The sequence below is a fragment of the Singulisphaera chitinilytica genome (assembly GCF_049331405.1).
GTDB lineage: Bacteria > Planctomycetota > Planctomycetia > Isosphaerales > Isosphaeraceae > PoT.
The window spans coordinates 4,118,884-4,131,070 of record NZ_CP186274.1 but is presented as its reverse complement, the minus strand read 5'-3'; the positions used below and the strand labels follow the sequence as shown (position 1 = coordinate 4,131,070).

Genomic DNA, 12,187 nt, shown 5'->3' with positions numbered 1-12,187 from the left:
CACGCAATCGGATCAGGACACGAGACGGACGACGAGTCGGCAGGATCAATGATTGAACAGGAACTCGCGGCTGTTGAGCAACGCCCAGAAGACGTCGTCGAGGGCCTGCTGCTGGTTGGCCCCCTCGCCCATCGTCGGCAGGAGTTTCTCGATCTCCTCCTTCGTCGGCGTCCTCGTCAGCGAGCGGATGTAGAGCTCGATGATCCGCTCCTCGGGGAACTTCTTGTTCGCGAGCATCTTGGGGACGAGCCCACCTTGCTGGATCTTCGCGTTGACGGTATCGCCGTTGAGGAGGTGGAGGGCCTGAGAGAGGGTAGGCTCCATCTTCACCTCGCACGAGCAGACCGTCTCGCGAGTGGCCCGGCCGAAGGTCGTCAGGAAGTAGGTCGAGCTCGTCCCATCGGCGATCTGCACGGCCCTGGCACCGAGGGGCAGGCCCTGGAACTTGTCCTTGGTGTCGGTGACGACCGAGATCGCGTCGAGGAGGTTCTCGGCCTTGATCCGCCTGAGGTTGGCGTGGGCGAAGTTACGCTCGTCGGTGGCGTTGCTCTCGTTCCGCTGGGTCGAACGCTGATATGTCTTCGAGTTGCAGATGTCCCGGACGAGGCTCTTGAGGTCGTACTTCGACGCGGTGAACCGTTTTCCAAGCTCCTCGAGCAGCTCGGGGTTCGAGGCCGGGTTGCTGACGCGGAAGTCGTCGACCGGCTCCACGATCCCGGCGCCGAAGAAGTGGGCCCAGACGCGGTTGGCGAACGAGGCGGCGAACCAGGGGTTCTCGGGCGAGGCCAGCCACTTGGCCAGAACGACGCGACGGTCCTTGCCGGCGACGTCAGGCGTATCGCCGCCCAGGAATTTCGGCTTCATCACGGCCCCGCCGACGGGGTGGTTCACCTCGCCGCCGCCCGAATTGAAGAAGATGATCTCGCGATAGTCCTCGCCCCCCTTGCGGCCGATCTGAGAGAAGAAGGCGGCGAAGCCGTAGTAGTCGTTCTGGGTCCAGCGGTCGAAGGGGTGGTTGTGGCACTGGGCGCACTGGATCCGCATGCCCATGAAGACCTGGGCGACGTTCTCGGTCAGGGCCAGGGTCTCGGGGGCGCTCAAGTAGAAGTTCGTGGCGGGATTCTTGAAGACGCCGCCGTTGGCCCCGAGGAGCTCCTGGACCATCTCGTCCATCGGCGTGTTCTTGGAGAGCTTCTCGACGAGCCAGTTGTAGTAGAGGAACATCGACTTCTGGCTGACGTTGCGGACGGGGTCCGTGCGGACCTGGAGCATCTCGGCCCACTTGCCCACCCAGATCTCGGTGAACTCCTTCCGCTTCAGCAACTCGTCGATCAGCTTGGCCCGCTTGTCGGCTTCGGTTGAGGCCATGAACTGGTTGTACTCTTCGACAGTCGGCGGCAGGCCGACGATGTCGAAGTACACCCGGCGGAGGAAGGTCTGGTCGTCGCATAGTCCCGAGGGGGCGATGCGGAGCTTGCGGAGCTTGCCGGCGACGAGCTTGTCGACGTAGTTGGTCTCGGGCTCGTCGGGGTAGTTGAACTTCAGGCCCTTCGGCAGCACGATCATCTGCGAGCCGACCGTGAAGGTTTCGAAGCGGGCCATGACGAAGGCCTCGCCCCGGTCGCCGGCCGTCACCAGGCCGTCGCCGTCGATGGCGGCCGAGACGTCGTTGTTCGAGAGGAAGACGCAGAGGCGGGTCACGTCGCGGTCGGAGCCGTCCGAGTATCGGGCCCGGACCGTCATCTGTTGCGTCGCCCCCTTGCCGTCTAGGACCCCCTGCTTGGGATAGAGATCGACGCCCAGGACCTTGGGCAGCTTCGTGGCGTCGTCGTTGAGAGCCCCGCCCTCGATCCAGTTCTGGAGCGTCAGGTACATTTCGCTACCCGGCTCGATCTTCTTGCCGCCGGTGTGCTGGACGGCTCCGGTGCCCTTCTCGAGCAGGGTGCTGTCGGCCGGGACGGAGAGATTCACGCGACGGCCGACCATCTCGCGGGTCAGGCGGAAGTGGTCGCCGTCCGGGTCGAACCCGAAGAGGGAGAGGCGGAACCCGTCCTTGCCGCGGGCGGCACCGTGGCAGCTACCCGTGTTGCAGCCTGCTTTCATGAAGATGGGCATGACATCGAGGCGGAAGCTGATCGGAGGATGGACCGCAACCTGCTCGACCTTGAGCGGAATCGACAGGGTCTGGCCGCCGAACGCGATGGCCATGGCGCTCGTGCCATCGGCGAGCGGAAAGAAGGTTGAGCCTTCTCGCTTCACGAGGGCGGGATTCGCCACCGTGATGGCCGCGTCCTTGGTCACGTCGCGCGTGATGCCGTCGGAGAAGGTCGCCTGGACCACAACGCCCTGGCGATCGGCGGCCGTCGTCAGGTTGATATCGGGCGGGTAGACCTCGAGTTTGGTCAGGCTCGGCTCCTGAGCCGTCGCGAAGGACCCGAGACCGAGTAGAGCGGCCAGGGCGACGCATCCTCGGGCAAGTAGAGTGGCTGTCATCGGTACCTTTCCTCGTCACGTCTGGTCGGTTCGGGGGCGAGTCTCACGCCGAGGTCGTTATTCAGGGGCGGGCCCGAAGCAACTCAGTCCCGCGTGGTTCTTGAGATTTTTATTACTTGCCGGCCTTGGCTCGTTCCTGGGCCTCGAGCCGGAGCTTCTCGAGCCGGCTCAGGGGCTTGGCGGGGGCCGCGGCCGGGGGAGCCGGAGCGGCGGCAACCGGCATGGGGGCGGGTGCCGGGGCGTTGGCCTTGGGCGGGATCGGCACGTCGATCCGCAACTGGCCGGTGCCGATGTTGTGGATGATCGGCTCGTTATTCTGCGTGATGATCACCTGGCAGAAGAGGCTGGCATGGTTGCCGGCCGGCGACGCCGCGTCTGTCTTGATGTGGAAGACGAGATCCGTGGTGTCCTTGGTGATCTTCTTGTTCTCGGTCGTGACCTTGTTCGGAAGGCCGTACAGGACCACCGTCGCCTCGCCGGGGAAGTCGACCGCCTTGGCGACCTTGATCGCCATGTCCACTTCCTTGCCTTGTTCGACGCTGGCCGCCTGATAGGCCAGACCAACGAACGGCACCGCAACCGTCAGCTTGGCGAGCTGCGTGGACACCATGACCGGCCCGGTCGGCCCGGTCCCCGTCCCGTTCACGACGATCTTCCAGGTCCGCAACTCGGCCCCGCCGTCGGCGTTCATCGGGATCAGGGCTTCGTTCTGGTTCTCTGGGATCACGACCCCGCCCGCGGATCCGACTCCCGGCGGGTTCCAGGGGAGGGAGACGGCGATCGGGCCCGTGAAGCCGGGTTTGCGGGTCGCGACAACCTTCAGGTTCATCTGACCGCCGCGGACCAGGGGCACCTTCGGCTCGACGATGTCGATGGAGAACGGGGCCTCGTCCGTCACGCCGACCGCGACCTTATCCACCGTCCTCGTCCAGTAGGCGAGGTTGGCGTTATTGAGGCTCAGGACCATCTCGATCGGGTGGCTGAATTCGACGGGGAACTTGACGTTCGGATCCGTATGCTTGGCGGAGAATCCTGCCAGCGTCCCGGCGAGGGGTGCGTCGGCGGTCGCGGTGAAGAGCACGGGGAAGGTGCCGATGTTCGCCGACATCGTATCCGCTTCCATCGCGACGCCCGGCGGGAGGTTGTTCGACTCGATGATCAACTCGCCGCCGAAGTCCGCGCGGCTGGCATTCACCAAGATCGCCTGCCTATTCTTGCGAGGAACAGCGACGGCAATGGCACCCGTGCCTCGCGGCGTGGCCTCGCTCGTGACGCTCAGGGCAAGCTTCGGCTCGACCGGCGTGACCTCGATGCGGTAGGCGTAGTCCGGGCCGCCATTCTGGAGCTGATCGACGAGCGAGATGAAATACTCGCCATCGGCCGGCACGCCGAAACGAATGTAGCTATCCGGCCCGGCGCTGTCGTCACTCCCCGCCGTCGCCCCGCCGTTGCGGGGTCCAACGTACAGGACCGGGTCGAGCGGCGATCGCAGCGAGCGGGCGAAGACTTTGATGTCGAAGGTCTGGCCCTTGGTCGCCTTGAAAACGAAATGATCGGTGTCCCCCTTCTTCCCGATCACACCGTTGAGTGCCATGGGAGGGGTGAAGACCGTCGCGGTCGGGTGATTATCGTTGGGCTCGACCTCGATGACGTTCCCGAACGGGGAGAGCCGGAACATATTCGGGTGGGGGGCGGAACCCAGGGCGTCCTGGGCGATGACGCCGAAATCGCGCCGGGGTGAGGCGGGGAGGGTGACCTTGGTGGTGGTCTCGCCGGCGACGTCGCCGACCCACTTTACGTCAACCGTCTCGTTCAGCTTGCCGCCCGAGGGGATGGTGGCCGTCGGCCTGGGGAAGTTGCCCACGTGGACGCGATAGAGGCAGGCACCGTTGCCGGCATAGGCACTCTCGCGGACGAGGATCATGTACTTGCCGTCGGCCGGGGCGATGGCGCTCGCGGCGCCGTCCTGCCAGACGAGGGCCGAGTCATCGCTCGAGGCCAGCTCGAATCGTTTGGAGTCGAGGATCGCGACGTAAGGGTCGAAGTGGGTGATCCCGAGACGGACCCCTTCGACCTCGGCGCTGATCCGCTCCCCCTTCTTGGCCTCGACGACGTAGTAGTCGGCGTCCTCGTTGTCGGCGACGCCGTTGACCGTCGTGTTCATCGTGATGGGCTGGGGGCTGGCGAACTCGTTATTCGGCTCGACCTCGTTGACTTCCTTCAAGGCCCCGACGCTGAAGCTGCGCAGCTCGCTGATCCCCGTCGCCGTGCGGAGTCGGAGATCGTGCAGCCCGAGCGGGCAATCCGGCGCGATCTTCAGCGTGGCCTTCACGGCACCGTCGTTGACGACCTCGAGCTTCGTGGTCGTGATTCCGGGCTGATAGAACATCAGCTCCTTGGCATCGGCCAGCCGGGCGCCACCGAGAGTGACGACGACCTCCGTCCCACGCTGACCGCCCTGGGGGCGGAGCGAGGCCATGTTGGGCGAGGCGGCGAAGGCCTGCGTCGCGATGAACAAGCTGACGACCACACCGAGAGAGCGGCGGAAGGTTGCCATGGTGGGATGTCCGAACAGGAACAGGAGGGAAGGATGCGGAGACGTCGGCCAGGAGTCGCGTGACGAGGACACCCAGCGTCCCGAGCCGTCATGGCTCGTCTTGCTCGACCGACGCCCGGCCGTGACGCACCTAGTCAGGTCGTCACGGCCTCTCGTCCATCGGTTCGATAGATCAGGCGAGCAGTTCGGTGCGAACCTTGCCGCCGTCGACGATTTCGATGGGTCGGTTGCCCGGAGCCATCAGTTCCTTGTCGGCGACGATGCCGAGCTGGTGGTAAACCGTGGTCGCCAGGTCTTCCGGCCCGATCGGGTCGCGATCCGGCTCGGTCGCCGTGGCGTTCGAGGCCCCGTGGACGTAGCCCTTCTTGATGCCGCCGCCGGCGAGGACCACGCTGAAGACCTTCGGCCAGTGGTCGCGACCGGCGTCCTTGTTGACCTTCGGGGTCCGGCCGAACTCAGACGAGACCATGACGAGGGTGCGGTCAAGCAGGCCCGTGCGGCTCAGGTCGTTGATGAGCGCGGCGAAGGCCTGGTCGAAGGCGGGCATTTGCGACCGCATGCCGGCGGCGATCCCGGCGTGGAGGTCCCAGCTGCCGTACTGGAGGCAGACGAGCCGGACGCCCGCTGCGACGAGTCGGCGGGCCATCAGCATCCGCTGGCCGGCCGTGTTGCGGCCGTATTCGTCGCGGATGTTGGCGGGCTCGGCGTTGATGTTGAATGCCTCGCGGGCCTTCTCCGAGCTGATGAGGCTGTACGCACGCTGGTAGAAGGTGTCCATGGCGGCGAGGCCGTCACCCTTCTCCTTGCGAGCGAAGTGGTCGTTGACGGCGTCGAGCACATTCCGCCTGGTGGCGAAGCGCGACTCGTTGATGCCGCTGGGGAGGTTCAGGTCCTGCACCCGGAAGTTGCCGTCGGCGGGATCGCTGCCGAGGCTGAACGGGGAGAACGACGAGCTGAGGTAACCGGTGCCGGCATAGACGTTCGGCAGGCTCGGCACGCAGACGTACGGCGGCAGGTTGTTCTTCGGCCCGTACTCATGGGACACCACGCTGCCGAAGCTCGGATACTGGAGGGCCGGGCTGGGGCGATAGCCCGTGAACATGTTGTGCGTGCCGCGCTCGTGGGCGGCTTCGCCGTGGGTCATCGAGCGGATGATCGTCAGCTTGTCGGCGATCGTCGCGGTCTTCGGCAGGGTCTCCGAGAACGGCTCGCCTTCAATCTTGGTGGCGATATGACTCAGCTCGCCGCGATATTCGATCGGGGCGAACGGCTTGGGGTCGAACGTCTCCTGGTGGGCGATGCCGCCCGGCAGGAAGATGTGGATGACCGAGTCCGCCTTCGGGGCGATCGGAGCATAGGTCTTGAGCTCGGCCCGCGCTTGGAGGCGGAACATATCCCCGAGGCTCAAGCCGAAACCCATGGTGCCAACGGCCAGGAAGCCACGGCGACTGACCGAACGATGCGATCCGCCGTTTGCCATCGATCATCTCCTTCGAGGATTGATTTAGGTTGGTCGGTCGAGTTCCGCTTGGGCCTCAAGCTCCCACACACTCATTCAGGGGTAGGACAAATATCCAACACCTGTATGCGGAGAACGGGCCGAATTCTCAACGGGAATTTCTGACGTCTCGCAAGCCGTGGGGAAGGAGTGCTTTCTCTGGTCGTCTGTCGAGTCTTTGGCGAGGTCTTTAGGCAAGCCTTAAATCGGTGGGGGAACGGCCTTTACGCCGCGAATACCGAATTCATTTCGTGGTTTTGCGGATAACGACAGTTGTGGTGCCAATGTTGAACAATGACCTATTGTTACCTACAGGTACGGATTGGATGCAAGCGGCGTTGGCGCTTTTTTCTCCAAAGTGATTTTCGTTGAAAATTTCTCCGACATTTCGGCTCTTCGGCCCTTAATCCTTTCGAGGACTATGGTTTCACGTTCCCAATCAGGGTGACAAGACGAATTTCTTCGGCACGGCTCAAATGGCGTTCCAACAAACCCCAACGCGTGGTTTCTCCGTTCGTGCGGCGTTAGGATCGGGTACTGGCACCAATTCATCTCAAGTCGGGGGGAAGAGAGCATGGGCCTTTCGCGCCGAGAGTTCCTGCAAGTCGCCGCCGTCGGTGCGGCCGTCGTCCCCTCCTTGGGAGCGGGGGAAGCCTCTAAGCTGCCGACTCGGAACCTGGGCAAGACCGGGATCGAGGTCTCGATCCTCGGATTCGGCTCGGGCAGCCGGTTCCTCATGTATGAGAAGGAAGACAAGGCCCTCGAGGCCCTCAGCCGGGCGCTCGACCTGGGGATCACCTACATCGACACGGCTCATTCGTATGGAAATGGGAGGAGTGAGGAGCGGATCGGCAAGCTGATGCCCGAACGTCGCAAGCAGGTCACACTCGCGACCAAGCTCTCGGCCCGGACGGCCGACGACGCCCGTCGTCAGATCGAGCTGAGCCTGAAGCGGCTCCAGACCGACCACCTCGACGTCCTGCACATCCACGCCCTCGCGGGGGACTCGGACCTCGCGGCGATCGAGAAGCCCGATGGCATCCTGGCCGCCATGTACGAGGCCAGAGATCAGAAGATCACCCGGGCCATCGGGATCACCTGCCACGCCGCCCCATCGACCCTGAAGTCGGCGCTCGAGCGTCACGACTTCGACTGCACCCAGATGGCCCTCAACGCCGCGATGGCCCGCATGACCGACAACATGAAGGCCCAGGCCATGCCCGCTGGCGGCTTCGAGGAGCTCGCCCTGCCGGTGGCCGTCCGCAAGAACATGGGCATCATCGGCATGAAGATTTTCGGGCAGGAGCAGATCCTGGGCGCCGCCCCGATCGACAAGCTGCTCTCTTATACCTTGTCGCTTCCCGTGAGTCTCGCGAGCCTCGGTATGCCCAAACTGGAGTTCATCGAGAAGAACATCGAACTGGCCCGCACGTTCAAGGCCATGTCTGCAGATGAGCGACGCCAACTGAGCGAATCGATCTCGATGGAGCGCAAAGTCTCGGTCACCGAGTTCTTCCGGGATCATCAGGATGCGTAGACATGAGCTATTGTGGGCTTGTAATGTGGCGAGTTCCCCGCGACGACGGATCGGCTGCCGCCTTTCGAGAGGTTCACATCCTCGGTAGAGTTGCGGTGGAGACGGTCCTTTTCGAAGGCCGGAAGAGTTCTGGACGGTTCGGGGCAGGGGATCTCGACGAATGACGAAACGGGAATGGATCCGATGCGGGGCGGCGATCGCGCTGGCCTGTGTCCTGGAAATGGCGGCGGTTGGCAAGGTCCAGGGTGAGGAATCGATCGTGACCTCGAACGGTATAGGGGCGAGGGATCTCCACTCATTCGGTCATCCCGAGCAGATCAAGGTCAAGCGGGTGGACCTCGACCTCACCGTCGACTTCCCCACCAAGGTCTTGCGAGGGACCGCGACCCTGGATGTCGAACGGGCCCCAAACTGCCCGGCCGACGCGCCGCTCGTCCTCGACACGCGGGACCTGACGATCGAAGGAGTTTCGTCAGTCGGCCGCGATAATCCCAAGCCGCTCCGATTCGAACTCGGCGAAAAGGCCTCCGACCCCATCCTCGGCACGCCGCTCCGGATCTGGCTGCCGGCCTCGGAGACCCAGCTTCGCATTACCTATAAGACCTCGCCAAAGGCGAGCGCCTTGCAGTGGCTCGAGCCTCGGATGACCGCCGGCAAGGTCCACCCGTTTCTCTTTTCGCAGTCGGAGGCGATCCACGCCCGCTCATGGATCCCGCTCCAGGACTCGCCGGGAGTGCGCGTCACGTATGGGGCCACGATCCGGGTCACCAAGGGGCTTCGAGCGGTGATGAGCGCGGACCATCGGCCTTCGGATGAGGCCGATGGGGTCTTCCGCTTCGAGATGCCGGAGGCGATCCCGCCGTATCTCATCGCGATCGGCGTGGGCGACCTCGCCTTTCGGCCCCTCGGGCCGAGGACGGGCGTGTATGCCGAACCTTCCGTCGTCGAGGTCGCCGAGCACGAATTCGCCGACACCGAGGCGATGGTCACGGCGATCGAGAGGCGTTATGGCCCCTATCGCTGGGGTCGCTACGACATGCTCGTCCTCCCGCCGAGCTTCCCGTTCGGCGGCATGGAGAACCCCCGCCTGACCTTCGTCACCCCGACGATCCTGGCCGGCGATCGCTCCCTCGTCTCGCTGATCGCACACGAGCTCGCGCATTCGTGGTCCGGCAACCTCGTGACGAACGCCACCTGGAGCGACTTCTGGCTCAACGAGGGCTTCACGACCTACATCGAACGCCGCGTCACCGAGGATCTCTACGGCGCCGCCCGCTCGAACATGGAACTCGTCCTGGGCATTCGCGAGCTGCGGCATGAGATCGAAGAATTCGCTCCCAAGGATCAGGTCCTACACATCGACCTGAGCGGACGCGATCCGGATGACGGCATGACCCGCGTCCCCTACGAGAAGGGAGCCCTCTTCCTGCGAACACTCGAAGTGGCCTTCGGGCGCGAGCGGTTCGACGCCTTCGTGCGAGGCTACTTCGATCATTTCGCCTTCCAGAGCATCACGACGGCCCAGTTTGCTGAGTACCTCAAGGCCCACCTCCTGAATCAGGACGAGGCGGTCGCGAGCAAGATCGACGTGAAGGCCTGGCTCGAATCTCCAGGCCTGCCCAACGGCTATCCCGAACCCAAGTCGGAACTCTTCGAGGCCGTTGACGGCTACGCCCGCCCGTGGACAGAAGGCAAGCTCGACGCCAAGGCCATCGACACGAAGAAGTGGTCGACGCACGAATGGCTCCATTTCCTCCAGTCGCTTCCCGAGTCGCTGACGCTCGAGCAGATGACGGCCCTCGACAAGGCTTTCCACCTGACCGATTCCGGCAATTCGGAGATCTCCGAGCAGTGGCTCTTGATGGCCATCCGCAACCAATACACCCCAGCCGACGCACGGCTCGACCAGTTCCTGACGACGGTCGGCCGCCGCAAGTACCTCATGCCGCTCTATGGTGCCCTGCTCAAGACCCCCGAGGGCAAGGCTCGCGCGAAGGCCCTCTTCGAGAAAGCTCGCGAGTCGTATCACCCGATCGCGGCCGAGTCGGTGGGTCGTCTCCTCGGCAAGGACTGAGGAAGCCGTCTCACGAGCAAGTTCCGAATCCTTGTTAACATCCTCACGACCAGGCCCTATCCTCACGATCGCGCGTGGGTAGGGCCTGGACCTTATGACCAATGCTGGATTTGACAGTGGGGCCATTCCCGCGAACCACGAAGGTCTCGACATGGGTCGGCGAGGCCGTCATCTTAGTTAGGGCTCGTGATCGAGATGTGGGGGATCCGGCGCGATCCACCCACCAACCCGCGGTCGTCCGCGATTGCGAAGTCTGGCGTCACGGATTTCTCTTATATTGATGTCTAAAAGCGGCTCGGCGAGAGACGCGGTGATCGCCCCGATCCTGTCGGTGGGCGAGGCCTGGCACCGCGGCGAGCGTTGGGGGATCAAACGGTGAGCGTGACGCTTGGGATCGACATTGGGACGTCGGGGACGAAGACACTGGCCATCGACGAGGCCGGGAACGTCCTCGGGTCGAGCTCGGCCGAATACCCTTGCGAGCACCCGAGGCCGGGTTGGTCGGAGCAGGATCCCGAGCTCTGGTGGGAGGCCACCAAGACGACCGTCGCCGCCGTCCTCAAGAAGGCCGGGCTCAAGCCTTCGGATGTGGCGGGAGTCGGGCTCAGCGGCCAGATGCACGGCTCGGTCTTTCTCGACGAGGCCGGCTCGGTCATCCGCCCCGCCTTGCTCTGGAACGACCAGCGCACGGCCGCCGAGTGCGCCGAGATCGAGCGCCGGGCGGGCGGGAAAGAGGCCCTGATCCGGATGGTGGCGAACCCCGCGCTCACCGGTTTCACAGCCCCCAAGCTGCTCTGGCTCCGCAATCACGAGCCGAGGTCTTGGGACCGCGTCCGCCAGGTGCTCCTCCCCAAGGATTACATCCGCTATCGCCTGACGGGGACCTTTGCGACCGAGGTCAGTGACGCGTCGGGCACCTTGCTTCTCGACGTCGCCAAGCGCAACTGGAGCCGGGAACTCCTGGGCCTCCTCGAGATCGACCCGGATCTCCTGCCGCCCTGTTACGAGAGCTTCGAGGTCTCGGGTCAGGTCTCGGCCCTGGGGGCCTCGGGCACGGGGCTGGCCGAGGGGACGCCGGTCGTCGGAGGCGGCGGCGACCAGGCCGCGGGCGCGGTCGGCAACGGCATCGTGCGGCCCGGTGCTGTCTCGGCGACGATGGGGACCTCTGGCGTCGTCTTCGCCCACACCCATGAGGTCGGGTTCGACCCGCTGGGTCGGCTCCATCGCTTCTGCCATGCGGTGCCGGGGGCCTGGCACGTCATGGGGGTGGTCCTCGCCGCGGGCGGCAGTCTCCAGTGGTATCGCAACCAACTCGCCCAGGCGGAAATCGACGCGGCCAAGGCGAAAGGAATCGACCCTTACTTCCTCCTCTCCGATCAGGCTGCGAAGGTCGGGCCGGGGGCAGAAGGCCTCTTCTTCCTGCCCTATCTCACGGGCGAGCGGACCCCCCACATGAACCCCGACGCGAAGGGGGCCTGGGTGGGGCTGACCGTACGCCATGGCCGATCGCACCTCGTCCGGAGCGTCATGGAGGGGGCGACCTATGCGATGCGCGACAGCCTCGAGTTGATCAAGGAAATGGGGGCCTCGATCGAGCAGATCCGCCTCTCCGGCGGCGGGGCTCGCAACCCGCTCTGGCGACAGATCCAGGCTGATATCTACGGCCAGGATGTGCACATGCTCGAATCGACCGAAGGCCCTGCCTTCGGCGTGGCGCTACTGGCCCAGGTCGGCGCCGGCGGATTCTCGTCTGTCCCCGAAGCCTGTGACGCCACCATCCGGCTCACCGAATGCACCAAGGTCGATGAGAAGGCACGCGCCTTCTACAACCGCGCCTATCCGATCTACAGGCAGCTCTACGACGACCTCCACGGCTCGTTCTCGGCGATCTCCTCCCTGGTCAACAGCTCAGATTCTTGAGGCTCGTGGCGGGAAAGCTGGGCGTCGCAGGCCCGATCGTTTGCAATGGATCGGGCCGCGACGCGATGGTGTCAGACACTGGTGGTTCGGCTTCGCGTGTGACCCGAG

The 12,187-nt window shown here is 64.5% G+C and carries 6 protein-coding genes; 3 read left to right on the top strand and 3 right to left on the bottom strand.

Features of this window, described 5'->3' with window-relative positions:
* Positions 1–45: 45 nt before the first annotated feature.
* The 3 genes from ACOYYX_RS16560 to ACOYYX_RS16550 form a co-directional block, all read right to left on the bottom strand.
* The gene (locus ACOYYX_RS16560; protein WP_422931018.1) at positions 46–2,493 is read right to left on the bottom strand and encodes a DUF1549 domain-containing protein; all 2,448 of its coding nucleotides are present in this window, start codon (positions 2,491–2,493) and stop codon (positions 46–48) included.
* A gap of 112 nt (positions 2,494–2,605) precedes the next feature.
* Positions 2,606–5,050 (bottom strand): PPC domain-containing protein, encoded by a 2,445-nt coding sequence (locus ACOYYX_RS16555; protein ID WP_422931017.1) that lies wholly within the window; start codon positions 5,048–5,050, stop codon positions 2,606–2,608.
* Between the two features lie 172 nt (positions 5,051–5,222).
* Positions 5,223–6,530, bottom strand: coding sequence for a DUF1501 domain-containing protein (locus ACOYYX_RS16550; protein WP_422931016.1), 1,308 nt, complete (start codon positions 6,528–6,530; stop codon positions 5,223–5,225).
* A gap of 592 nt (positions 6,531–7,122) precedes the next feature.
* Between ACOYYX_RS16550 and ACOYYX_RS16545 the strand changes: the two genes are divergently transcribed.
* The 3 genes from ACOYYX_RS16545 to xylB all read left to right on the top strand — a co-directional run bounded on the left by ACOYYX_RS16545 (position 7,123) and on the right by xylB (position 12,079).
* Complete coding sequence (locus ACOYYX_RS16545; protein ID WP_422931015.1) at positions 7,123–8,085, top strand: aldo/keto reductase; 963 nt, start codon at positions 7,123–7,125, stop codon at positions 8,083–8,085.
* A gap of 160 nt (positions 8,086–8,245) precedes the next feature.
* Positions 8,246–10,159 carry a M1 family metallopeptidase gene (locus tag ACOYYX_RS16540; protein WP_422931014.1) on the top strand — a complete coding sequence of 638 codons (1,914 nt, stop codon included), beginning with the start codon at positions 8,246–8,248 and terminating at the stop codon, positions 10,157–10,159.
* A gap of 375 nt (positions 10,160–10,534) precedes the next feature.
* A complete protein-coding gene (gene xylB / locus ACOYYX_RS16535; RefSeq protein ID WP_422931013.1) occupies positions 10,535–12,079 on the top strand; it encodes a xylulokinase in 1,545 nt (514 codons plus the stop codon).
* Positions 12,080–12,187: the final 108 nt, after the last annotated feature.